This window comes from Gelidimonas diazotrophica, assembly GCF_055694025.1.
In genome coordinates this window covers 403,829-427,712 of the sequence record NZ_CM146349.1, presented here as the reverse complement: position 1 = coordinate 427,712, position 23,884 = coordinate 403,829, and the positions used below count along the sequence as shown (strand labels likewise).

General features: G+C 57.3%; 27 protein-coding genes. 9 read left to right on the top strand and 18 right to left on the bottom strand.

The features are described from left to right. Positions 1-91 precede the first annotated feature (91 nt). The 6 genes from KGFNPO_RS02065 to KGFNPO_RS02040 form a co-directional block, all read right to left on the bottom strand. Positions 92-970, bottom strand: a complete 879-nt coding sequence (locus tag KGFNPO_RS02065; RefSeq protein WP_472632870.1) for a phosphoribosylaminoimidazolesuccinocarboxamide synthase — start codon at positions 968-970, stop codon at positions 92-94. Positions 971-983: 13 nt separating this feature from the next. After that, entirely contained in the window at positions 984-1,481 is a 498-nt protein-coding gene (purE, locus tag KGFNPO_RS02060; RefSeq protein ID WP_472632869.1) for a 5-(carboxyamino)imidazole ribonucleotide mutase, read from the bottom strand. A 76-nt stretch (positions 1,482-1,557) separates the two neighbouring features. Continuing rightward, positions 1,558-2,622, bottom strand: a complete 1,065-nt coding sequence (gene fba / locus KGFNPO_RS02055; protein WP_472632868.1) for a class II fructose-bisphosphate aldolase — start codon at positions 2,620-2,622, stop codon at positions 1,558-1,560. A 290-nt stretch (positions 2,623-2,912) separates the two neighbouring features. Next, positions 2,913-4,103, bottom strand: coding sequence for a phosphoglycerate kinase (locus KGFNPO_RS02050; protein ID WP_472632867.1), 1,191 nt, complete (start codon positions 4,101-4,103; stop codon positions 2,913-2,915). 105 nt (positions 4,104-4,208) lie between these two features. Further along, positions 4,209-4,532, bottom strand: a complete 324-nt coding sequence (locus tag KGFNPO_RS02045) for an AzlD domain-containing protein (protein ID WP_472632866.1) — start codon at positions 4,530-4,532, stop codon at positions 4,209-4,211. 9 nt (positions 4,533-4,541) lie between these two features. Further along, the gene (locus KGFNPO_RS02040; protein WP_472632865.1) at positions 4,542-5,303 is read right to left on the bottom strand and encodes an AzlC family ABC transporter permease; all 762 of its coding nucleotides are present in this window, start codon (positions 5,301-5,303) and stop codon (positions 4,542-4,544) included. 168 nt (positions 5,304-5,471) lie between these two features. Between KGFNPO_RS02040 and KGFNPO_RS02035 the strand changes: the two genes are divergently transcribed. The 5 genes from KGFNPO_RS02035 (at position 5,472) to KGFNPO_RS02015 (ending at position 8,962) form a co-directional block, all read left to right on the top strand. Then, positions 5,472-6,392 carry a branched-chain amino acid transaminase gene (locus tag KGFNPO_RS02035; RefSeq protein ID WP_472632864.1) on the top strand — a complete coding sequence of 307 codons (921 nt, stop codon included), beginning with the start codon at positions 5,472-5,474 and terminating at the stop codon, positions 6,390-6,392. Between the two features lie 63 nt (positions 6,393-6,455). Further along, positions 6,456-6,689, top strand: a complete 234-nt coding sequence (locus tag KGFNPO_RS02030; protein WP_472632863.1) for a zinc-finger domain-containing protein — start codon at positions 6,456-6,458, stop codon at positions 6,687-6,689. A gap of 110 nt (positions 6,690-6,799) precedes the next feature. Then, a complete protein-coding gene (locus KGFNPO_RS02025; protein ID WP_472632862.1) occupies positions 6,800-7,240 on the top strand; it encodes a YybH family protein in 441 nt (146 codons plus the stop codon). A gap of 61 nt (positions 7,241-7,301) precedes the next feature. After that, positions 7,302-8,249: a YheT family hydrolase gene (locus tag KGFNPO_RS02020; RefSeq protein ID WP_472632861.1), complete on the top strand. Its 948-nt coding sequence runs from the start codon at positions 7,302-7,304 to the stop codon at positions 8,247-8,249. A gap of 110 nt (positions 8,250-8,359) precedes the next feature. Continuing rightward, positions 8,360-8,962 (top strand): DUF2946 family protein, encoded by a 603-nt coding sequence (locus KGFNPO_RS02015; protein ID WP_472632860.1) that lies wholly within the window; start codon positions 8,360-8,362, stop codon positions 8,960-8,962. Positions 8,963-9,036: 74 nt separating this feature from the next. Here the strand turns inward: KGFNPO_RS02015 and KGFNPO_RS02010 are convergent, their stop codons facing one another. Next, on the bottom strand, positions 9,037-10,551 hold the full coding sequence (locus KGFNPO_RS02010; protein WP_472634547.1) for a beta-barrel assembly-enhancing protease: 1,515 nt from the start codon (positions 10,549-10,551) through the stop codon (positions 9,037-9,039). A 77-nt stretch (positions 10,552-10,628) separates the two neighbouring features. Between KGFNPO_RS02010 and moaC the strand changes: the two genes are divergently transcribed. Further along, a complete protein-coding gene (gene moaC, locus KGFNPO_RS02005; RefSeq protein WP_472632858.1) occupies positions 10,629-11,135 on the top strand; it encodes a cyclic pyranopterin monophosphate synthase MoaC in 507 nt (168 codons plus the stop codon). A 173-nt stretch (positions 11,136-11,308) separates the two neighbouring features. Here the strand turns inward: moaC and rpsI are convergent, their stop codons facing one another. Next, positions 11,309-11,701: a 30S ribosomal protein S9 gene (gene rpsI, locus KGFNPO_RS02000; RefSeq protein ID WP_472614523.1), complete on the bottom strand. Its 393-nt coding sequence runs from the start codon at positions 11,699-11,701 to the stop codon at positions 11,309-11,311. Positions 11,702-11,710: 9 nt separating this feature from the next. Further along, positions 11,711-12,139: a 50S ribosomal protein L13 gene (gene rplM / locus KGFNPO_RS01995; protein ID WP_472614522.1), complete on the bottom strand. Its 429-nt coding sequence runs from the start codon at positions 12,137-12,139 to the stop codon at positions 11,711-11,713. A 583-nt stretch (positions 12,140-12,722) separates the two neighbouring features. Between rplM and KGFNPO_RS01990 the strand changes: the two genes are divergently transcribed. Continuing rightward, complete coding sequence (locus KGFNPO_RS01990) at positions 12,723-13,169, top strand: OsmC family protein (RefSeq protein ID WP_472632857.1); 447 nt, start codon at positions 12,723-12,725, stop codon at positions 13,167-13,169. Between the two features lie 7 nt (positions 13,170-13,176). Here KGFNPO_RS01990 and coq7 read toward each other — a convergent pair whose 3' ends face one another. The 5 genes from coq7 to KGFNPO_RS01965 all read right to left on the bottom strand — a co-directional run bounded on the left by coq7 (position 13,177) and on the right by KGFNPO_RS01965 (position 18,951). Further along, positions 13,177-13,803 carry a 2-polyprenyl-3-methyl-6-methoxy-1,4-benzoquinone monooxygenase gene (gene coq7 / locus KGFNPO_RS01985; protein ID WP_472632856.1) on the bottom strand — a complete coding sequence of 209 codons (627 nt, stop codon included), beginning with the start codon at positions 13,801-13,803 and terminating at the stop codon, positions 13,177-13,179. 240 nt (positions 13,804-14,043) lie between these two features. Then, positions 14,044-15,321, bottom strand: coding sequence for a DNA polymerase Y family protein (locus tag KGFNPO_RS01980; RefSeq protein ID WP_472632855.1), 1,278 nt, complete (start codon positions 15,319-15,321; stop codon positions 14,044-14,046). Between the two features lie 176 nt (positions 15,322-15,497). Then, a complete protein-coding gene (gene lpxC, locus KGFNPO_RS01975) occupies positions 15,498-16,433 on the bottom strand; it encodes a UDP-3-O-acyl-N-acetylglucosamine deacetylase (RefSeq protein WP_472632854.1) in 936 nt (311 codons plus the stop codon). 107 nt (positions 16,434-16,540) lie between these two features. Then, positions 16,541-17,146 carry a lytic transglycosylase domain-containing protein gene (locus KGFNPO_RS01970; RefSeq protein ID WP_472632853.1) on the bottom strand — a complete coding sequence of 202 codons (606 nt, stop codon included), beginning with the start codon at positions 17,144-17,146 and terminating at the stop codon, positions 16,541-16,543. 80 nt (positions 17,147-17,226) lie between these two features. Then, positions 17,227-18,951, bottom strand: a complete 1,725-nt coding sequence (locus KGFNPO_RS01965) for a proline--tRNA ligase (protein ID WP_472632852.1) — start codon at positions 18,949-18,951, stop codon at positions 17,227-17,229. A gap of 208 nt (positions 18,952-19,159) precedes the next feature. Between KGFNPO_RS01965 and KGFNPO_RS01960 the strand changes: the two genes are divergently transcribed. Together KGFNPO_RS01960 and KGFNPO_RS01955 are read left to right on the top strand one after the other, a co-directional pair. After that, positions 19,160-19,735, top strand: a complete 576-nt coding sequence (locus tag KGFNPO_RS01960) for an RNA pyrophosphohydrolase (protein WP_472632851.1) — start codon at positions 19,160-19,162, stop codon at positions 19,733-19,735. Further along, positions 19,728-20,300, top strand: coding sequence for a CNP1-like family protein (locus KGFNPO_RS01955; RefSeq protein ID WP_472632850.1), 573 nt, complete (start codon positions 19,728-19,730; stop codon positions 20,298-20,300). Before KGFNPO_RS01960 ends, KGFNPO_RS01955 begins: the two co-directional genes overlap by 8 nt. 40 nt (positions 20,301-20,340) lie before the next feature. Here KGFNPO_RS01955 and proB read toward each other — a convergent pair whose 3' ends face one another. The 4 genes from proB to rplU all read right to left on the bottom strand — a co-directional run bounded on the left by proB (position 20,341) and on the right by rplU (position 23,437). Beyond that, positions 20,341-21,459, bottom strand: coding sequence for a glutamate 5-kinase (gene proB, locus KGFNPO_RS01950; protein ID WP_472632849.1), 1,119 nt, complete (start codon positions 21,457-21,459; stop codon positions 20,341-20,343). Positions 21,460-21,595: 136 nt separating this feature from the next. Continuing rightward, positions 21,596-22,705 (bottom strand): GTPase ObgE, encoded by a 1,110-nt coding sequence (gene obgE / locus KGFNPO_RS01945; protein WP_472632848.1) that lies wholly within the window; start codon positions 22,703-22,705, stop codon positions 21,596-21,598. A 97-nt stretch (positions 22,706-22,802) separates the two neighbouring features. Continuing rightward, positions 22,803-23,081 carry a 50S ribosomal protein L27 gene (gene rpmA / locus KGFNPO_RS01940; RefSeq protein ID WP_472614511.1) on the bottom strand — a complete coding sequence of 93 codons (279 nt, stop codon included), beginning with the start codon at positions 23,079-23,081 and terminating at the stop codon, positions 22,803-22,805. A 44-nt stretch (positions 23,082-23,125) separates the two neighbouring features. Then, positions 23,126-23,437 (bottom strand): 50S ribosomal protein L21, encoded by a 312-nt coding sequence (gene rplU / locus KGFNPO_RS01935; RefSeq protein ID WP_472614510.1) that lies wholly within the window; start codon positions 23,435-23,437, stop codon positions 23,126-23,128. Between the last annotated feature and the right edge of the window lie 447 nt (positions 23,438-23,884).

Here is a 23,884-nt window from a genome sequence, read left to right as displayed (position 1 = left end):
AAAACATACTCAATATTGTATTTTTTGATACCCGTTTATACACATGCGGAAAGATAGGTGAAATTACCTATACTCCCTTATTTTAAAACGCTCAGGCAGTCAGCAAGCGCAAGGCTTCAGCGTATTTCTCGCCGGTTTTTGCGGCTACTTCCTCTGGCAGGCGCGGCGCTGGCGACTTCTTGTCCCATGGCTGCGTTTCCAACCAGTCGCGCACAAATTGCTTGTCGAACGACGGTGGCGACATGCCAACCTGATAGCTGGCTGCCGGCCAGAAACGCGACGAATCCGGGGTCAGAATCTCATCGATCAGATGGATCTTGCCGTTCGCATCGAGGCCGAATTCAAACTTGGTATCGGCGATGATGATGCCCTTGGTCGCCGCATATTCGGCCGCTTGCGTGTACAGATTGATGGCAGCGTCGCGCACCTGGCGGGCGATGTCGGCACCGACGATTTTCTCGGCTTCGGCAAACGAAATGTTCTCGTCGTGCGAACCCATCGGCGCTTTGGTCGATGGCGTGAAAATCGTTTCCGGCAGTTTTTGCGCTTCTTTCAGGCCAGCCGGCAGCTGGATGCCGCAAATCGCGCCGGTCTTCTGATAATCCTTCCAGCCGGAACCGATGATGTAACCGCGCACGATCGCTTCAATCGCCAGCGGCTTGAATTTCTTGACGACGATGGCGCGTCCTTCGACTTGTGCGCGTTCTTCCGGCGTTACTACGGATTCCGGGTCGATGCCGGTTTCGTGGTTCGGCATCAGATGGCCGAACTTCTTGAACCAGAAATCCGACATCGCAGTCAGAACCTTGCCCTTGTTCGGGATCGGGTCGTCGAGGATCACGTCGAATGCCGACAGGCGATCGGTCTGGATCACCAGCAGTTTGTCGTCGCCGACCGCATAAATGTCGCGCACTTTGCCGCGATGCAGGAAAGGCAGGGATTTGATGTTTGTTTCTAGTAGGCCGGACATGGTGATTCCTTATTTAGTTCAATTCAGGCAATTTGGCATTGCGTACTTTTTCCGCTTGCGCGGCGCGGAATGCGATCAGCTTGGCTTTCAGCACGGCGTCATGCAGGGCCAGCATTGCCACCACGGCTAAACCCGCGTTTCCGGCACCGGCTTCACCGATTGCCAGCGTCGCCACCGGGATGCCCTTGGGCATTTGCACGGTTGCCAGCAGCGAGTCGATGCCTTTCAGATATTTGGACGGAATCGGTACTGCAAAAATCGGCAGGATGGTTTTCGACGCCACCACGCCGGCCAGATGCGCAGCACCGCCGGCACCGGCGATGAAAGCCTGGCAGCCGCGTGTTTCCATGTCGGCCACCCATTCTTCCACTTCGGTCGGGGTGCGGTGCGCGGATAAAGCACGCGCCTCGTAGCTGATGCCGAAGTCTTTGCAAACTTGCGCCGCTTCCTTCATCACGTCCCAATCGGAGGTGGAGCCCATGACGATACCGACCAGTGTTTTTTCAGACATTTGATTCACCATAAATCACATCACCAATAAATAAGGGCACCGGAAACTTCGGTGCCCCTCTCGCTTCACAGTCGAATTATTTCACGATTTGCGACAGCTCGCCTTTTTTGTAGCGTTCGGCCATTTTCTCCAATGGTATCGGCTTGATTTTCGCAGCCTGGCCTTCGCAGCCGAAGGCCAGATAACGCGCCTTGCAAACTTGCGCCGCAGCTTCGCGGGCCGGCTTCAGGTAATCGCGCGGATCGAACTTGGACGGGTTCTCGAACAGGTAGCGACGGATTGCGCCGGTCATCGCCAGCCGGATGTCGGTGTCGATGTTGATCTTGCGCACGCCATGCTTGATGCCTTCGAGAATTTCTTCAACCGGCACGCCAAAGGTTTCTTTCATGTCGCCGCCGAACTGACGGATTTCGGCCAGCAATTCCTGCGGCACCGAACTTGATCCGTGCATAACCAGATGGGTGTTCGGAATGCGTGCGTGGATTTCCTTGATGCGGTCGATTGCGAGGATGTCGCCGGTAGGCTTGCGCGAGAATTTGTACGCGCCATGCGAGGTGCCAATCGCGATTGCCAGCGCGTCGCATTGGGTGCGCGCCACAAAATCGGCGGCTTGTGCGACATCGGTGAGCAATTGCTCGCGGGTCATTTTGCCGTCGGCACCGTGGCCGTCTTCCTTGTCGCCCATCATGGTTTCGAGCGAACCGAGCACGCCCAGTTCGGCCTCTACGGTGACGCCGATGGCGTGCGAAAACTTGACGACTTCGCGCGACACTTCCAGATTGTATTCATAGCTGGCGACATTCTTGCCGTCTTCCAGCAACGAGCCATCCATCATCACCGAACTGAAGCCGGAACGAATTGCCGTCATGCAGACCGCCGGCGACTGGCCGTGATCCTGATGCATCACCACCGGGATGTGCGGATAGGCTTCCACCGCGGCTTGAATCAGGTGGCGCAGGAAAGCTTCGCCGGCAAATTTACGGGCACCGGCAGAGGCTTGCATGATGACCGGCGCACCGACCGCATCGGCGGCTTGCATGATGGCAGTGACTTGTTCCAGATTGTTGACATTGAATGCCGGCAAGCCATAACCGTTTTCAGCGGCGTGGTCGAGCAGTTGACGCATGGATACGAGAGCCATGTAGTTCTCCAAATTAAAAAAATCAGTATTCGCCGACCTTGACGATGTTCAGCGCCGTGTCACCACCAGTGCGCCCTGTCGAGCGTCCCGGATAACCGCCAAGCGACCACGGCGTCACCCTTGTACGATCCCGCTGGCGCCCAGAAGTTCTTCTATTGTCCGCAGAGCAGCCTCGCTATCGCTCGATTGTGCCAGACGCAATCCGCGCAGATTGCGATATTGCGCAAACTTGCGCCGGGTGGCGGCGCATCCGGGCGGTCACGGTCAGGTTGGCTGCGCAAGCATCGATATTAGCGCTTGCGCTGCATCAGTATTTCGACTGCAGGCAGCGTCTTGCCTTCCAAAAACTCCAGGAAAGCGCCGCCGCCGGTCGAAATGTAGCCGATCTTGTCGGTGATGCCGTACTTGGCAATTGCCGCCAGCGTATCGCCGCCACCGGCAATCGAGAACGCTTTCGAGCCGGCGATTGCCAGCGCCAGCGTCCGGGTGCCTTCGCCGAACTGATCGAATTCGAACACGCCGACCGGCCCGTTCCAGACGATGGTGCCGGCGCTTGCCAGCTGTTGCGCCAGCATCGCAGCGGTTTTCGGCCCGATATCGAGGATCATGTCGTCGTCGGCGACATCCTTGACGTCTTTGATGGTTGCTACCGCCGTTGCGGAGAATTCTTTCGCGCACACCACATCGACCGGAATCGGCACCGATGCGCCGCGCTTGGCCATCATCGCCATGATGCTGCGCGCTTGTTCCAGCAGATCGGCTTCGGCCAGCGATTTGCCGATGTTCAATCCGGCGGCCAGCATGAAAGTATTGGCGATGCCGCCGCCGACGATTAGCTGATCGACCTTGTCGGCCAGCGTTTTGAGGATGCTCAGTTTGCTCGATACTTTGGAGCCGGCCACGATGGCGACCATCGGGTGGGCTGGCTGATGCAGCGCCTTGCCCAGCGCATCGAGTTCAGCCGCCAGCAAAGGGCCGGCGCAGGCAATCGGTGCAAATTTGGCGATGCCGTGGGTGCTGGCTTCGGCCCGATGCGCAGTACCGAAGGCGTCATTGACATAGATGTCGCATAGTTTGGCCATTTTTTGCGCCAGTGCGTCGCTGTTCTTCTTTTCGCCTACATTGATGCGGCAGTTTTCCAGCAGCACGACTTGACCCGGTGCGACTTCAACGCCGTCCAGCCAGTTTTGCAGCAGCGGCACCGGCTGCCCCAGCAATTCGGACAAACGCAACGCCACCGGCGCCAGCGTATCCGCCGGCTTGAATTCTCCTTCGGACGGCCGGCCGAGGTGCGAAGTAACCATCACCGCAGCGCCCGCGTCGAGCGCCTGGCGAATCGCCGGAACCGAAGCGCGAATGCGCGTATCTTCGGTAATCTTGCCGGCATCATCCTGCGGCACGTTGAGATCGGCACGGATAAAAACGCGTTTGCCGGCCAGTTCGTTGCCGGCAATAAGGTCGCTGAGTCGATTGAATTGCATGTCTGCCCTGATCCTGTTGGAGGAAAAATCGCTATTTTACCGCAGCAAACGTGCTCAAAAACCGTTTTGTGCTTGCGAAAACAACAATACAGCCAACGACAAATTTCAAAAAAACAAACGTAATACGGTAAACAAAGCCATCCCGACCACAATCGTCCCCAGCAGGCGCTGGGTCGCCATAAAAAACACGGCGGCACCGATGCCGGCCAGCAGCTTGGGATTGGCCATCGAGATCGTCACCGCGCCGCCCGACAACACCATATCCGGCACCACAATGGCGGCCAGCGCCGCGGCTGGCGCGTAGCGCAGCGCATGCTGAACTTTCGGTGGAAATTTGACCGCATTACCGAGCAAAAAGAACGAACTACGCGTCAGGATCGTGGACACGGTCAACAAAATAATGGTGATCCAGGTATCGGTCTCATTCATCGTTATCTCTCATGTTTTTATCTTTTCAAGAAGTGCATCGATCAGCATCGCGACCACCATGCCGAGAACAACCGCCAGCAGCAAACCCAGGCGAAACGGCAGATCGTCCGCAATTACCGCGACGATACCGGCAACCACCACGCCTCCCAGTGCTGCCCTATTGATAATCAATGGAATCATGACCGCCAGCAACGCCAGGGTACCGGCAAAGCCGACGCCCCAATTCTCTGGAATCTGGCTCGCCAGCAAGATGCCCGCCACCGCGCCGATCTGCCACGCACACCAGTTGGAGTAACCAATGCCGGCAAAGAAGCCGACCTTGCCCTCGGGCTGATACAGCGTCTCGGCCGGAAAGCGGCGCGGGAAGAAAGCCATCGTGATGTCGGCATTGAAATAGCCGTACCAGATGCGCTGATACCAGGGCAGATGCGACAAATGCGGGCCGATCGCTGCGCCAAAAATGACAAAACGCAAATTGACCACCATTGCCGTGGCGAATACCACCATCACCGGCGCATTGAGCATCATCAATGGCAGCGCAGCCAGTTGCGCCGAACCGGCGAACACCAGAAACGTCATCCCCAGCGCTTGCCCCAGCGTCAGGCCGGACTTGACCATTGCCATGCCGGACACCAGGCCCCAGGCAAAAATGCCGGGCATGGTGGCGGCGGATAACCTGACCGCCTCGCTGAATGCCGTTTTTTCAGCGGCACGGGCCTGAATCGCCTTATTTTCATCGGTAGGAACCCGTTCCGGGACTTTACTGTCCATCGCATTCATGCTGCTTTTCACCTTATTGAGAATACCGGCAGGTATCGACTTTCCTGTTTTGCAAGCAGGAGATAGTAATATTTTGGGGTGACAATTCTACCAACGAACTTTCCAAGCTGCCTGAATCCGTTAAAATCGAAACCTTGCTACGCTATTTGGAGACACGCCATGTCCATGGACGATCGCGACGGAAAGATTTGGAAAGACGGCACACTGGTAGATTGGCGCGACGCCACGCTGCATGTGCTGACCCACTCGCTGCATTACGGCATGGCCGTATTCGAAGGCGTGCGCGCCTACCAGACGCCGCAAGGCACCGCAATTTTCCGCCTGAAAGAGCACACTCAGCGTCTATTGAATTCGGCCAAAATCTTCCAGATGGTGGTGCCCTACGACATGGAAACCCTGATGGAAGCGCAAAAGCAAGTGGTGCGCGAAAATCAGCTTGAATCCTGCTACCTGCGCCCGCTGATCTGGGTCGGTTCCGAAAAGCTCGGCATCTCCGCCAAAGGCAATAGCATCCACGTCGCCATCGCCGCCTGGCCGTGGGGCGCGTACTTGGGCGAGGAAGGCATGGCCAAGGGCATTCGCGTCAAGGTCTCGTCCTTCACCCGCCACCACGTCAATGCCTCGATGGTGCGCGCCAAGGCTTCCGGCTATTACATCAACTCGATCCTGGCCAACCAGGAAGCGCTGGCCGACGGTTACGACGAAGCCTTGCTGCTGGACACCGAAGGCTACGTCTCCGAAGGCTCGGGCGAAAACGTATTCATCGTCAAGAATGGCAAAATTTACACCCCGGACCTGGCCTCCTGCCTGGACGGCATCACGCGCGATTCGGTACTGACCATGGCGCGCGACCTCGGCATCGAAGTAATCGAAAAACGCATCACGCGCGACGAAGTGTACTGTTGCGACGAAGCTTTCTTTACCGGCACCGCCGCCGAAGTCACGCCGATCCGCGAACTCGACAACCGCCAGATTGGCGAAGGCCGGCGCGGCCCGATCACCGGAAAACTGCAAGCGCTGTTTTTCGATGCAGTCGCCGGGAAAGCACCGCAATATCAGCACTGGCTGACGCTGGTGTAATGCCTTCACAATAAAAATCAATTTTGGGCGGCGTCAAAAGCCGCCCAAACAACGGAGAATCACATGCAAGCAACCGATCCAAGCACCGCAGCAAACGCAACCAGCACAACCAAAGCAAGCGCCATCGTGGAACTCGACGGCAAGGATTTGCCCGCGCATTGCCCTAACGTCGCGATGCCGCTCTGGTCGTCCCACCCGCGCATCTTCCTCGACCTGTCGCATGGCGGCAGTGCGGCTTGTCCGTATTGCGGCACCGTATATAAGCTGAAACCTGGCAGCGTAATCCACGGGCATTGAACGATTTTTCAAATACCACAGGAGTATATTAAGAAACATGCTTATTACCGCATTATTTACAATAAATAAAAAATATACTCCACCACATTACACCATCTGCCGAGATCCTCATGGCGCGTAAAAAACACTTGCACAGTACCGCCGAACAGGCCGAAACCGCGTTCTACGACGCCCTGGGCAGATCCGATCTGGATGCCTTGATGGCGCTGTGGGCCGAAGATGAAGAAATCGTCTGCATTCATCCGGGCGCACCGCGCCTGGTCGGCCATGATGCGATCCGGCAGTCGTGGGCGGCGATTTTCGAGCGCGGCAACGTGCATATCCGCCCGGTGCAATTGCACGCCAGCTACAGCCTGACCACCGCCATCCACAGCATCATCGAAGAAGTCCAGCGCACCCAACATGATCGGCACGACCGGCAAGACATCCACATCCTCGCCACCAATGTCTTCATCAAGACGGTGCAAGGCTGGCGCCTCGTCACCCACCACGCCTCGATCGCCGCCGGCGAACTGCCGTCCGAACCGCTCCACCCGGCGCTGCTGCATTGATGTTCAGCATTGTTGCGCTGGCGCAGATACCGACGCGATAATCCGGTACAAAATAATTTTCATGAAGTACTTCGCGCCGCCATGGCTGCCCAACGGGCACCTGCAAACCATCTATTCCGCGACCTGCATCGCCAAGCCGCCAGTGGCATACCGCCGCCAGCGCTGGGACGCACCCGACGGCGATTTCGTCGATATCGATTTCGTTGACGGGCTCGCCGGCCAGCCGTTCGTGGTGCTGTTCCACGGACTGGAAGGCTCGTCCGACAGCCACTACGCGCGCGCGCTGATGGCGCAGGTCGCGGCACGCGGCTGGTCGGGTGCGGTGCCGCACTTTCGCGGCTGCTCGGGCGAACCCAACCGGGCGCCGCGTTTCTACCATTCGGGCGACAGCCTGGAACTGGACTGGATCATCCGCCGCCTGCGCACAGAAATGCAGCACGCCAGCCGCTTCTATGTCACCGGCGCATCGCTGGGCGGCAATGCGCTGCTGCGCTGGCTGGGCGAATCGCAGCATCAGGCCGAGATTATCGATGCCGCCTGCGCGGTATCGGCCCCGCTCGATTTGGCGCAGGGCGGCGCGGCGCTGTCGCACGGCATCAACCGCCTGTACACGCGCATGTTCCTGAAAACCATGAAGGCGAAATCGCTGCAAAAACTGCAGCAATTCCCCGGCCTGTTCGACCGCGACAAGATGCTGCAGGCGCGCAATCTGTACGACTTCGACAATGTCGTCACTGCGCCCCTGCACGGCTACCGCGACGCCGACGATTACTGGAATCGCGCCAGCGCCACCCATGTGCTGGGCGACATCACGCTGCCCACGCTGGTGCTGAACGCCCGCAACGACCCTTTCCTGCCGGGCCGGCATCTGCCGCAGCAAGCAGCCGCGGCGGTCACACTGGACTATCCTGAACAAGGCGGCCACATCGGCTTTGCCACCGGCGCGCTGCCCGGCAACCTGGACTGGCTGCCGCAAAAGATGCTGGAATTCCTGGACGGAACTGCCTGACAGCGCCTGTTGTAAATATATACACATCACGGTATAAAATACACCCGCAATAGTTATATGCGGAAATTGCACGGTTTTACTGCATACCCCCACTTAATTGGACTACGAACATGGATGAGATCGTCAAACAGGCAGTCGCCAAATGGCCGAATGTGCCGCATTGCTACGGCTGGCTGGCGCTGGATGCGCGCGGCGCCTGGCGCATGCGCGATGAACTCGCGCAACAGCAGGGCTCGGCCGGCGAGCGCATCGTGCATCCGGCATTGCTCGGCTTCATCCGCCGCAATTACGCCGCCGATGAACGCGGCCGCTGGTTCTTCCAGAACGGCCCGCAACGGGTATATGTCAATTTGGAATTGACGCCCTACATCGTGCGCAGCGATCCCGCCCACGGCTTCGTCACCCAGACCGACGAGCCGATGGACAATATCGATGCGGTCTGGCTGACCGATAACGCGCGCCTGATACTGCGCAGCAGCGGCAAAATCGCCGCGCTGGACGACCGCGATCTGGCGCAGTGCATCGAACAATTGCGCATCGAGAATAAGGCGGTGAGCGACACCGCATTGCTGGCCTGGATCGGCAACGAAGCCGGTGCAAAATCGCTGGATTTGCAATTGCTGCACAATGGCCGGCAGTTGCCGCTGCAGCGCATTGCGCAGGCTGCGCTGGCTGAACACTTTGGTTTTGTCTGCACACCGCCGCCGGATTAAAGTAAGCAGGGCGAGTGCAACCCGCGCCGAATCGAAAAAATGTGTTGCAGACAGTGCGGCGGGTTGCACCCGCCCTATGGTTTCTTGCCCTGCTCCTTCAACACCTCAACCCAGCGCGCCTGCAATTCACGCTCGCGGGCATCGATGATGGCCTGGTCGTAGAACGACGCATCCGGTGCGCGGCGCGCAATCGTCAATTGCTGCAGCGCATCCGGCAGGCTGCCGTTCAATGCATACGATTCGGCCAGCGCGATATGCTGCAGCGCTTGCCGCCCTTGCGCCGCGTAAGCCTCGGCCAGCACTTGCTGCAATTTTGGCTCGGCACGGTACATTTGCACCTGGTCGCGCAGGTAATCCACCGCTTCCTGGTAGCGCGTCGTCGCAATCAGCGCTTGCGCATACTGGCGCGCAATCCCGCGCGACAACGGAAATTGGGCGCGCGCCGCATCGGCCTGCTTGAGCGCCTGCTGCGCCATTGCCGGCATCGGCTTCGATGCCAGTGCGATGTCAATCGCCAGGCTAGCCATGATGGAGTCCTGCGGCGCCAGCGACGCCACTCGCGCCTCCGCCAGCAAGGCTTGGGCGCGGGTCGGTGTGCCCTGTTCCAATGCGATCAGGGCCAGGCCGTATTTGGCGGCGGCCGTTTGCGCCCGCACTTTTTTCTGCAACTGTTTTTCGAACCATTCGCCGGCCTCGCGCAAACCCTGCGCGCTGCCATCCTGCAACACCCGCAGGCGCGCCTGGATCAAATAAAAAGCCAGACTATCCGGGCGCGAGGTATGGGGCTGATCGCGGATGCGCGCTTCAATATCGGCAATCCGTTCGGTGGTCAGCGGATGGCTGCGCAAATACGCCGGCACCGCATCGGTATACCCGCGTGAAGCCTTTTGCATCCGGCCAAAAAAAGCCACCATGCCGCTGGTATCGAAGTTGGCCTCCTGCAATATCTGCAAGCCGACCCGATCCGCCTCGCGCTCGGCATCCCGGCTGAAATTCAACTGACGCTGAATCGCCAGCCCCTGACCGCCCATTATCAGAGCCGCCGGCGCATCACCCACGTTGCCGGCACCCGCCGCCAGCACGCCCAGCAAAATCGCCGCCAGCGGAATCAGCGCATCCTGCTTTTGCTGGCCCAGCATGCGGGCAATATGGCGCTGCGCCACATGGCCGATCTCATGCGCCATCACCGACGCCAGTTCCGACTCGCTTTGCGCCGCCAGCACCAGCGCGGAATGCACCGCCACAAAACCGCCCGGCAGCGCAAATGCGTTCAGATTGACATCGCGCACCGCAAAAAAGAAAAAGTCGAATCCGGCCTCGCCCCGCGCTTCCGGCCGCGCCGCAACCAGGCTGGAACCGAAAGCATTCAGATATTCCAGCACCGGCGCGTCATCCAGGTAATCGGGATTACGCCGGATATCGCGCATGATCTCTTCGCCCAATTTGCGCTCCATCAACGGCGACAGCGTATCGCTGGAAGAATCGCCCAGAGTCGGCAATCCCAATGCCGCAACCGGCAGCGGCGCAAGCGGCCCGACACAAACGGCCACGACCAACCCGAGCGACAATAAGCGCGGCAGCAACTGCATTTTCGGGGAATGGTGTTTTGTTTTCACGATGCTATGATACCTGCTCCCAATAATCGTTCCACGCTCCACTCCCGCTTATGAACCATTCGCCCGACACCCCCACTGACACCAGCCAACTGACCCACTTCGACAGCACCGGCCAAGCTCACATGGTCGATGTCGGCGCCAAAAATGAAACCCACCGCATCGCCATCGCCGGCGGCACCATCCGCATGCAACCGGCCACGCTCGACATCATTCAGAGCGGCAGCGCAAAAAAAGGCGACGTGCTCGGCATTGCCCGCATCGCCGCCATCATGGCCGCCAAACGCACCAGCGACCTGATTCCGCTGTGCCACCCGCTGGCGCTGACCCGCGTCACGGTCGAATTCAGCATAGACAGCCCAGCCGCCAGCATTCACTGCCGCGCGCAAGTGGAAACTTTCGGCAAAACCGGGGTGGAAATGGAAGCCCTGACCGCAGTCCAGGTCGGCCTGCTGACGATCTACGACATGTGCAAGGCAGTCGACCGCGGCATGGTGATGACGGATGTGCGGGTGCTGGAAAAGCACGGGGGAAAGTCAGGGGATTGGGTGGCGGCGTAAATTGTGCGTCGTACCTAGATAAGCATTGCGCCGTATTGCTGCTGCAATAAAAAATGCTCCGCAAGTCGTTGAACTTGCGGAGCATTCTGGCGGAAATCAAATGCAATTTCCGCGACGCTTGCTGAAACACAGCGCTGCAAAGTATGCAGACCGTGCCAGCAGCGCCGAAAAAATTAACGCTTGGAGAATTGTTTTGCGCGACGTGCCTTGCGCAGACCAACTTTTTTACGTTCGACTTCACGTGCATCGCGTGTCACAAAACCGGCTTTCTTCAGTTCTGCTTTCAGCGTTTCATCGTAGTCGATCAGCGCGCGGGTGATGCCGTGGCGCACTGCGCCAGCTTGGCCGGACTCGCCGCCACCGTTGACATTAACCATGATGTCAAAACGCTCGAGGTTGCTGGTCAATTCCAGCGGTTGACGAATTACCATCAGACCAGTTTCGCGCGAAAAGTATTCGTTGGCAGGTTTGCCGTTCACGATGATCTGACCTGAGCCGACCTTGATGAAGACGCGAGCCACTGCACTCTTGCGACGGCCGGTTCCGTAATTGTAGTTACCGATCATGTCTATTCCTTAGAGTTCAAGTACTTTAGGTTGCTGCGCAGCGTGCGGATGGGAACCTTCCGCATACACTTTGAGCTTCTTGATCATTGCATAGCCGAGTGGGCCTTTAGGCAACATGCCCTTGACCGCTTTCTCAAGCGCGCGACCTGGAAAACGCTCTTGCATTTTCTTGAAGTTGGTTTCATAGATACCGCCTGGATAACCACTGTGGCGATAGTATGTTTTTGCAGTTGCTTTGGTGCCTGTGACACGCAATTTACCTGCATTGATAACGACAATAAAGTCGCCGGTATCGACGTGCGGAGTAAATTCAGGTTTGTGCTTGCCGCGCAATCGGAGTGCCACTTCGCTGGCAACACGCCCGAGGATTTTGTCCGTCGCGTCAATCACCAACCACTCGCGCTTGACCTCATGGGCTTTAGCGGAAAAAGTTTTCATGATGACTTTCTAACTAGATTAACTCGCTCAAAATTGGTGGTTCCGCACATTGCCAACAGTACGGACTCGCCCTTATGCTACTTTCCTGAGCAAACGGAAAGCCGTAGATTATAGTCCTTTCAATGGCTGGGCGTCAAATCTGGTAGAAACCACAGAGCCTTATCCGGAATACTGCGGGCAAAAAAAACCCGAAGCACGATGGTTTCGGGTTTAAATCCACACCGTTAGGAGGGTGGAGGAGACAAGCAAAATTGGGTGCTTCAAAGTTTCACTGCGGCCACTGCGCCAAACAATGATTTGATTATAGCGAAGCCATTGTGCATCGCAAGATATTTTTGAGAAAAATTTTATACGCCGACTAAAAATAATAAAATAAAAATAAAAAACATATATTAATCAATAGGTTAATAATAATTTTCACATCATGAATATATTTTTTCATATTGTAAATAATGCTGCAACGCAATATATCCATCTTGTAAAAAATCAATGTGGCGCAATCGGGGATTGCCAGTCCAGTTACTGCAGTTACCGGAGTTACCGGAGTTACAATTACCGCTGTCTTTTTTACTGCGAGAACACTATGGAATGCACGGTACGCTGGGCAGGATTGTCCGGAATGACTTTTTTAGCGGAAACTGGTTCCGGCCACATTGCGATGATGGATGGCGCGCCGGACGGCGGCGGGCGCAATCTGGCGCCGCGGCCGATGGAACTGGTACTGGCCGGCACCGGCGGCTGCACCGCCTACGACGTGGTGCTGATCCTGCGCAAAAGCAGGCAGGATATTAGCGGTTGCGACGTCACCCTGAAAGCGGAGCGCGCCACCGAAGATCCGAAAATATTTACCGCCGTCCACTTCCACTTCACCGTGCGCGGACGCAATCTGAAGCCGAATCTGGTGGAGCGCGCAATCAAACTGTCGCACGAAAAATACTGTTCGGCTTCCATCATGATGGAAAAATCGGCCCAGATTACGCACACGTTCGAGATACTCGACGACCTGATTGCCGCGACTCCACCCAACTGAGAGCTGATTAAATCCGGTAGGCGGTGGTCGTCATGAGCTTGGCCATCGCCTGCATCACCATGCGCACCGGCGCTGGCGTGTCTGCCGCGCCGAGCGACTGGGCCGCTGCGCCGTGCGCAATTTCGTCGATGCGCATCTGGTCGACAATCGCCCGCGAACGCACATCCTGCGGCGGCAAAATGCTGAGATGGCTATTCAGATGCGCCTCAACCTGGCGCTCGGTCTCGACCACGAAACCCAGGCTGCGCGCATCGCCCAGCTTGGCGGCGATGGCGCCCAGCGCATAGGCGCCGGCGTACCACAAGGGATTGAGCAGGCTGGTGTGAGAACCCAATTCCTGCAAACGCTGCGCGCTCCAGGCCAGATGATCTTCTTCCTCGCGCCCGGCTTGGGCAAACTGCCGCTGCACTTCCGCGTTTTTAGAAAACTGCCCCTGGGCGTCATACAGCGCCTGCGCGCACACTTCTCCGACGTGGTTGATACGCATCAGGCCGGCGCTATGGCGGCGCTCCTTATCGTCCATTTCGCCATCCTCAGCCAAGCCTGCCGGGCTCGGCCGCGACGCCGCCGCAACGCCTGACACCACGCGCAAGGCCTTGTCCAGACCGATGATGAATGTATCCAATTGACGCATATCGATAACCTTTGAGAATTACACTGCATTAATCCGGGCATGGCGCATTTTTCCAATGCGCCCATACCCCCTGCCAATATTATGACGCACACGCCTGCGCAAGTGGCCGGCGACTTTTTCCAGGCAAGCCAGGCGCACTTGGAAGTCCCCTGCAAATAAATGAAATTATCGGGAGTATGCCTTAAAACATATCGATTACCGCATGTAAAATGTGACTTTTAAATAATACAAACAATAGTATTATTTTCGCGCCAAATCCGGGCGCACGCCTTCCAGATCCGACTCCAGCGCCAGATCCGGCACATGGGTAAATGCAATGCGCATCGGCGCGGCTTGCAGAGCCGCTGCCGCGCCGCCGAAATACAGCGCATTCTTGCCGTAGCGCAGGTTCAGCGCATCGATTGCGGCATCCAGCTGATGTTGCGCGTGGCTGCCGGAAAACAACGAAAGGCTTTGATTGCGCGCCTCGGACAAATTCACCAGCGTGACGCCGACTGCCATCGGCTCCCAGCCGCGAGCGCTGGCTTGCGGCGGATAGCGCTGCCAGAGTACGTCGAATGCGGCCAGCAAGGCGCGGGTGTCGCTGGTCGGGTCGAGCGCAACGTCATCGTCCCAGCAGACGACTCTGTGGCGACGGTTTTTCAGCGTCACTTTCACGCACAGGCGGGCGCTGATGCAGTCGATGCTGCGCAAGCGCATCGCCGCCTTCTGCAGCAAGCGGTGCAGCACCGCGTACGCGGCATCCCGATGGCGCAACTCGGGCGCCAGCACATGCGAATGGCCCACCGTGCTGCGCTGGGTCGGCGTCTCCGCAATATCGTCGCCGTGCAACATCGCATGAAAGCGCGCACCCGTCACGCCGCACCAGGCCTTGCGCAAGGTCGCCGCTGACGCGTTGCACAATTGCTGCACGCTAGTAATGCCGCAGGCGTCCAGCCGCGCCGCCATCGAGCTGCCGATACCGGTCAGCGCACGCAACTCCAGCCTGAAGAGCGCCTGCGGCAAGTCGGCCTGCTCGATGACCACCAGGCCATTCGGCTTTTGCATGTTGGAGGCAGTCTTGGCCAGGAAGCGATTCGGCCCGATGCCGATCGAGCAGTGCATGACGCTGCCGCCCGCCTGGTAAATCGCCTGTTTGATTTGCTGCGCCAGTTGCACCGCGCCCTCGCGCTGCGTATCGCGCCCGCGCAAACGGCACCACATTTCATCGATCGAGCGCACCTGCTCGACATGGATGCAGGATTCGACCGCCGCCACCAGCTTGTGATGCATCTGGACATACACGGCCGGACGCGACTCGACGAACACGATCTCGGGACACAGCTTGCGCGCATCGCGCACCGACGTGCCGGTCTTGACGCCGAAGCGCTTGGCCTCGGTGCTGGCGGCAATGCAGCAAGTGGTGTCGGTCAGCACCGCCAGCACGCCGACCGGCCGGCCGCGCAACTCCGGCCGCAATTGCTGCTCGACGCTGGCGAAATACGAATTGGAATCCACATACAGCGCACGCAAAGTCATCGCCAGCCCCTTCCTGCATAAGCGTAACAGCCGAATTATACTGTATATATGTACAGTATAATTCGGCTGTTACGGAATGCCGGAAAAATCCAGCGACAGCTTAAGGGCGGCGCAGAGTCACCAACACGGCGCAGCCGGCTGGGAGGCAGCGATCATGCGCAATGCGGTCAAAGCACTCACACCAGCGCCCATTCCATGCTGGCCTGATTGGCGTAGGCCGGCGGCGCGGCCTCGGTGTGCTCGAAGCTGACGATTTCATAGGCATCCGGCTGCGCCAGCAAGGCGCGCAGCAACTGGTTGTTCAAGCCATGACCGGATTTGTGGGCAACATAACTGGCCAGCAACGGATGGCCGACCAGGTACAGATCGCCGATTGCATCGAGAATCTTGTGGCGCACGAATTCGTCGTCGTAGCGCAAGCCATCCATGTTCAATATCCGGTATTCATCCATCACGATCGCGTTTTCCATCGAGCCGCCCTGCGCCAGACCCAGGCCGCGCAGGGTTTCCACGTCCTGCATGAAGCCGAAGGTGCGGGCCCGCGCGACGTCGCGCACATACGACACCCGGTCGAAATCGACTTCGGCCTGCTGGCTGGTGCCGTCTACCGCCGGATGGTTGAACTCGATGAAAAAGTCCAGCTTGAAACCATTGAAAGGTTCCAACCGCGCCCATTTTTCGGTAACGCCCTGCCCTTCGCGGATTTCTACCGGCTTTAGGACACGAATGAATTTCTTGGCCGCTTCCTGTTCTTGCATGCCGGCCTGCTGCAGCAGAAACACGAAAGATGAGGCCGAGCCGTCCATGATCGGAATCTCTTCGGCGCTCACGTCAATCACCAGATTATCGATACCCAGCCCGGCGCAGGCCGACATCACATGCTCGACGGTCGAGACTCGGGCGCCCTGATTGACCAGGGTCGAAGCCATGCGCGTGTCGCCGACGCCCATGGCTGCGGCCGGAAAACTGATGATCGGGTCCAGATCGACGCGGCGGAAAGTAATCCCGCTATCCGGGCCGCACGGGCGCAAGGTCAGTTCAACCTTGGTGCCGGAATGCAGCCCGACGCCGACGGTTTTGACGGTTTGTTTGATGGTTCGTTGTTTTAACATTTTTATTGTTGAATCAAGATAGGACTTACGCAATGCTGCTGCTTTTCAGTAGTGCAGGCCTCTGTGCCTGCACCGGGCCGCAAGCACGGAGGCCTGCACTACTGCGACTAACTTTGCAATTTCCACTTGTTCCAGGCCGACAGCACCGCATTCGGATAATCCGGGCGGCCGCGGCTGCCGTTATAACGTCCCAGGGCCAGGTACAGATTGCCATTTTCCATATCGATATACATGCGCAGGATGGCACAGCCGTAACGCAGATTAGCTTGCATCTGGAACAACTTGCTGCGGTCATTGTCGCCGATGACGCGGGTCCAGAACGGCATCACCTGCATGTAGCCACGGGCGCCGACGATCGACATCGCGTATTTGCGAAATGCCGATTCGACCTGGATCAGGCCCAGCACCATGGCCGGATCGAGTCCGGCGCGGGTGGCTTCATACCAAACCGACTCCAGGAATTCCTGCCGCATCTGCACATCGGGCACTCTCTTTTGCAAGCGCTGCGACATTTCTCCCAGCCAGCGCAGGTATTGATTGCGTTCGTTGGCATCTTCGATCTGCGGCTTGAGTGGCCGGCCATCCGCAACCGCATGCGCCAAAGCGAGCCGCACCGAGTCCGCCAGCGCGATTTCCTGCTGATTGCCGGCCTGCGCCGGCAGGCAGACGCCCAGCCAAGCCACCAGCGCAAGTCGCAAACAAATATTATACATACCTCCAGTATTACCTAAAAGCATGCAATTACCGCAATATAACAACGCGACCTCATAAATACCCCATTAAAATATCAGGATTACAAAGCCGCCAGGCGGGCACGAACGAAGTCCGGCATTTCTGCTGCCGGCACCACGGTTGCCGCACTATCGCGCCGGCCCTGATATTCCAGATTGCCGTCCTTCAGGCCGCGCTCGCCGATCACGACCCGATGCGGCACACCGATCAATTCCCAGTCGGCAAACATCGCGCCCGGGCGTTCGCCGCGGTCGTCCAGTATCACATCGACGCCGGCGTCCTGCAGCGCTGCATACAAACGGTCGGTTTCGCGTTTGACCGCTTCGCTGCGGTCGTAGCCCATCGGACACAACACCACTTCAAACGGCGCCAGCGATGCTGGCCAGATGATGCCTTTGTCGTCGAAATTCTGTTCGATTGCCGCGCCCAGAATGCGCGTTATGCCAATCCCGTAACAGCCCATTTGCAGCAGTTGCGGCTTGCCGTTTTCATCCAAGTAGGTCGCCTTCATCGATTCGGAATAGCTGGTGCCGAGCTGGAATACATGCCCGACCTCGATGCCGCGCTGAATCGCCAGCACGCCCTTGCCGTCCGGCGATGGATCGCCCGCCACCACGTCGCGCAAGTCAGCGACCATCGGCTGCGGCAGATCGCGGCCCCAGTTGGCACCGGTAAAGTGATAACCCTCGGCATTCGCGCCGCACACGAAATCGCTCATGTTGGCGACCGTGCGATCAACTACCAGCCGGACCGGCTTGACAGTGTTGATCGGTCCCAGATAACCGGGCTTGGTGCCGAACCATTCGATGATTTCATCTTCGGTGGCAAAGCGATAACCGGCGATACCGTCAATCTTGCTTACCTTGACTTCATTCAAGCTATGATCGCCGCGCAACAGCAATAACCAGACTTCCTTGCCTGCCGGCTTTTCGACCGTCAGCACGATGGATTTGACGGTTTTTTCCAGAGGAATCTTCAGATATTCAGCCACTTGTTCGCATTTTGACTGACCCGGCGTAGCGGTCTTGACCAGCGTTTCGGTCGCATCCAGGCGCTGCGCGGTCAGCGGCAATGCTTCTGCCGCTTCCATGTTGGCGGCGTAGTCGGAGCTTGGGCAATACACGATGGCGTCTTCGCCGGTATCGGTGATCACATGGAATTCATGCGAACCGGAGCCGCCGATGGCGCCGTTGTCGGCTGCCACCGCGCGGAATTGCAGGCCGAAGCGATTGAAAATGCGCACATAAGCGTCGTACATCAGCTGGTACGACTGCTTCAGTCCAGCCACGTCGCGATCGAACGAGTAGGCATCCTTCATGGTGAATTCGCGGCCGCGCATCAAGCCGAAACGCGGCCGACGCTCATCGCGGAACTTAGTCTGGATATGGTAAAAATTGAGCGGCAACTGGCGGTACGACTTGATTTCGGAGCGCACTACATCGGTGATCACTTCTTCCGAGGTAGGCTGGATCGCATAGTCGCGGCCGTGGCGGTCTTTGACCCGCATCAGTTCCGGGCCCATCTTGTCCCAGCGGCCGGTTTCCTGCCACAACTCGGCTGGTTGCACTACAGGCATGAGCATCTCAATGGCGCCCGCGCGCACCATTTCTTCGCGCACGATGGCCTCCACCTTGCGGATGACACGCAAACCCATCGGCATATAGGTATAAATACCGGAGCCGATGCGCTTGACCATACCGGCACGTACCATGAGCTTGTGACTGACAACTTCAGCGTCTGAAGGTGCTTCTTTAAGGGTGGAAATGAAAAAACGGGAAGCGCGCATGGCGATGTATTCTTTTAAAAAGAGAGAGTTATAATCAACCCAATTTTAAAGTATTCGCAGGCTAATGCATCACATCTTCGTACAATTGGTTCAAGACCGCGCGCAACGCCACTCGCGGGCAGTGCCTGATATGACGCTGATCAGGCATCAAATTAAGTGCAAATCGAGGATGCGGTGTAGCTAGCAGCAGAAAATATCGAGGTGCAATATGCTGGACCGTGAAGGGTTTCGACCCAACGTCGGCATTATCCTGCTCAACACACAAAACGAAGTGTGGTGGGGCAAACGGGTGCGCGAGCATTCGTGGCAATTTCCGCAAGGCGGCATCAAATACGGCGAATCGCCGGAACAAGCAATGTTCCGCGAACTGGAAGAAGAGGTTGGCTTGCGCCCGGAGCATGTACGGGTGGTCGGCCGCACTCGCGACTGGCTGCGCTATGAGGTGCCGGATCATTTCATCAAGCGTGAAATCCGCGGCCACTATCGCGGCCAGAAGCAAATCTGGTTCCTGCTGCGCATGGTGGGTCGCGATTGCGACGTCAACCTGCGCATCAACGAGCATCCGGAATTCGATGCCTGGCGCTGGCACGATTACTGGGTGCCGATGGATATCGTCATCGAATTCAAACGCGATGTTTACCAAAAAGCGCTGCAGGAACTGTCGCGTTTCCTGTCGCGCCCAGTGGCAGACACAACCACGCCGCAGCAGCAGCGACATACATCACGCTATTTGCGCCAACCGCACGCGCCCCGCTTGCCGGAAATAGAGCCCAACGATGAATAAATTTTTCATGCAAAAAAACAACGGATTTACCACTGCCTGCAGCAAGACTGCAATTTTTCTGGCGACAATCCTGCTGGCGGGTTCAGCACTGGCGCAGATTAAGTCGAATCAGGACGACGAAGAAAGCAACAAAGTTAATCTGTGGCAGGAGCTGGCATTGCAACTACCCGCCGCTCCCAATACCGATGCATTGCTGCCCTTTACCATCACGCCAAATACGTCCCAAAGCTTCCATATCGATCCCAAAGCCTTGACGGTGGGAACCGATGGCGTGGTGCGCTACACACTAGTGGCGCAAAGCAGCGCCGGGGCCAGCAGCGTCAGTTATGAAGGGATACGCTGCCAGTTGTTCGAGAAGAAGCTGTACGCATTCGGCCGCGCCGACGGCAGCTGGTCGCGCGCCAGGCGGGATGCGTGGCAGCCGATCTTCAAGAATGCTACAAATCGGCAACATGTGACGCTGGCCCAGGATTATTTCTGCCGCGACGGCCAGGTTGCAGGCAAGGCGACCGAAATCATCGACAGGATACGCAACCGGCGCCCGTTATCGATTTCCGGTGATTAGCGCAACGCGGTCCCGCCGACACGGCGGTACTTAATCGGATTTACAGCAACACCAGATTGTCGCGGTGGATCAGTTCAGGCTCTTCAATAAAGCCCAGAATCGATTCGATGTCGCCGGAAGCGTGCCGGATGATGCGGCGCGCATCCGAACTCGAATAGTTGGTCAGGCCGCGTGCGATTGCGTGGCCGTCTTCATCGGTGCAGGTAATGACTTCGCCGCGGCCGAACTGGCCGTGCACCTGGGTGACGCCGATCGGCAGCAGGGATTTGCCTTCTTCACTTATCTTTTGCACTGCGCCCGCGTCCAGCACGACACGGCCGGCAGTCTGCAAATGATCGGACATCCACTGTTTGCGCGCGGTCAATTGCCCGGTTTGGGCGGTCAACTGGGTGCCGATCAATTCCCCGCTCGCCAGCCGGATCAAGACTTCTTCCTCGCGGCCCCAGGCAATTACCGTATGCGCGCCGGAACTGGCGGCCCGTTTTGCCGCCAATATCTTGGTCAGCATGCCGCCGCGCCCGAGACTGCTGCCGGCACCGCCGGCCATCGTTTCCAGCGCCAGATCGCCCGCATTCGCCCGGTGCACGAATACCGCATCCGGGTCCTTGCGCGGATCGGCAGTGTACAAGCCCTTCTGGTCGGTCAGGATGATTAATGCATCGCCCTCGATCAGATTCGCCACCAGCGCACCCAGGGTATCGTTATCGCCGAACTTGATCTCGTCGGTGACCACCGTGTCATTTTCATTGATGATCGGCACCACGCCCAGGCGCAACAGGGTAAGCAAGGTCGAGCGCGCATTCAGATAACGCTCGCGGTGCGCCAGATCGGCATGGGTCAGCAACACCTGTGCGGTGCGCAGGCCGTGCGCTTGGAAACTGGTTTCGTAGATTTGCGCCAGTCCCATTTGACCCACCGCAGCGCAGGCTTGCAGCTTGTCGATGCCGGTCGGACGCCGCTCGAAGCCGAGCCGCAGCATGCCTTCGGCAATCGCGCCCGAACTGACCAGCACCACTTCCTTGCCCAACTGACGCAGGCGGGCGATTTGATCGGCCCAATTTGCGATGGCCGCATGATCCAGGCCGCGCCCATCGTTAGTTACCAGCGAGGAACCTACTTTAATCACCAGTCGTTTGGCGTTTTGAATAACAGAATGCATATTTTTCGGTAACTGCCGGAGAAAAATCAGTCAAGCGTCAAAAGCGCATGCGCCGCATGTGCATTGGACGTTACATCGAAAAACGGCGGGACCGGCAACTGCCGTCCCGCCGTGCCTGGGATACCTGTAAAACAGCTTAATCGATTATCTTGAAGCGTGGATCATCCGGATCTATCGATGCGATGCCGCGCGCTTCTTCCGTCATTTGAATCTCTTCGGCGCGGAACTCGGCATTGCGTTTTTCTTCCAGATGGCGATAAATCGCCGTCACCAATTCTGAACAACCATTACGGTTGAGTGCGGAAATTTCGAATACCGGCCCTTTCCAGGCAAAGCGCTTGATGAAATCCTTGACGCGTTGCTTGCGTTCGTCTTCCGGTATCACGTCCAGCTTATTCAATACCAGCCAGCGTGGTTTATCGACCAGCGACTCATCGTATTTCTTCAATTCCTTGACCAGCGCCTTCGCTTCCTTGACCGGATCAACCATGTCATCGAACGGAGCCAGATCGACGATATGCAGCAGCAAACCGGTGCGCTGCAAATGGCGCAGGAAGCGATGCCCCAAACCGGCGCCTTCGGCCGCGCCCTCGATCAAACCGGGTACGTCGGCAATCACAAAACTTTTCTCATGACTGACACGCACTACGCCCAGATTCGGGTGCAATGTCGTGAAAGGGTAATCAGCAATCTTCGGCCGTGCATTGGACACGGCTGTGATGAAGGTCGATTTACCCGCATTCGGCATGCCCAGCAAACCGACGTCGGCCAGCACTTTCAGCTCCAGCCGCAGTTCGCGCCGTTCGCCTTCCTTGCCGTCGCCCTTCTGGCGTGGTGCACGGTTGGTCGAGGATTTGAAGTGAATATTCCCCCAGCCGCCCTCGCCGCCCTTGGCCAGCAAGACTTGCTGACCGTGCTCGGTCAGATCGGCAATGCCTTCGCCGGTGTTGTAATCGGCAACCAATGTTCCTACCGGCATGCGCAGCATGATGTCATCGGCGCCCTTGCCGTAACAATCCGCGCCGCGGCCGTTTTCACCGTCGCGCGCCTTGTGCAATTTGGAGAAACGAAAATCCACCAGTGTATTGATATTGCGATCCGCTACCGCATAAATGCTGCCGCCCTTGCCGCCATCGCCGCCATCTGGGCCGCCGAAAGGTCTGAATTTTTCACGACAAAATGATGCGACCCCGTTGCCGCCGTCACCAGCAATGACTTCAATTTTTGCTTCGTCGATAAATTTCATATTTTTTGCCGCCCAAAAGCTAAAAAGGCCCTACCTGGGGCAGAGCCTTTCGATTGAAGGCTTTCGCCTTACACTGCGCAATCGTTACAAACGATGCTTACGCAGCAACTACAGCTACAGTTGCAGGTACTACTGTTACGAACTGGCGGCTCAACGCGCCTTTGATAACAAACTGTACCTTGCCTTGAATCAGCGCGAACAAGGTGTGATCCTTGCCCATGCCGACATTTTCGCCCGGATGTACTTTAGTACCGCGTTGGCGAATGATGATGCCGCCGGCATTGATTGCCTGGCCGCCGTAGACTTTCACGCCTAGCCGTTTTGACTCGGAATCGCGACCATTGCGCGTAGTGCCGCCGCCTTTTTTATGTGCCATTTGAAACTCCTTGGTATCTGGTTAACTCGAACAACGCTGATGTATTAAGCGTTGATGGAGACGATTTGCAGTTCGGTGTAATTTTGACGATGGCCTTGATGTTTCTGGTAATGCTTACGACGACGCATCTTGAAAATCTTGACCTTATCGTGACGCCCTTGCGCCACTACCGTAACCAGCACCGTTGCACCTTCAACCAGCGGAGCACCAAATTTAATGGTGTCACCTGAGCCCACTGCGAGCACTTGATCTAGGGTGATTTCGGAGCCAATGTCTGCAAGTATCTGTTCTACTTTAAATTTTTCACCAGCAACAACTTTATATTGTTTGCCACCGGTTTTTATGACCGCATACATGTGGAACCTCATCGAATAATTGAATAAACTTTCTTTTCCGAAACATGCAAAAAACACTTGCCTAATACGGAAAACCGCAAATTATACATGGACTTGCGATGACGGTCAAAATTTGCACCGGCCGATTGCCACAATAATGTTGCGGGCACTCCAAACTTGCTTTGTACAATTCCGGCTATTTAGAATACCTGTGCATGTATTTTGAAAGTCGCTTGAAATGCATGCGGATACACTGGCAAATTAACGATACTCCGTATATTATTTCTCGCTGCCAGCAGCATCCGGAAAGCCGTTGCTGCTGCGCGACAATAATCCCGAGTACGCCGGGCCACTGAACCGGATCACATCGCAACGATATTGTCATCGTATAATTCCCGCAATTGATGATTTTTCACAGGCGCCACCTTGTCTACCGCAACCGACCTCACCGCCCACAGCAACTCGATA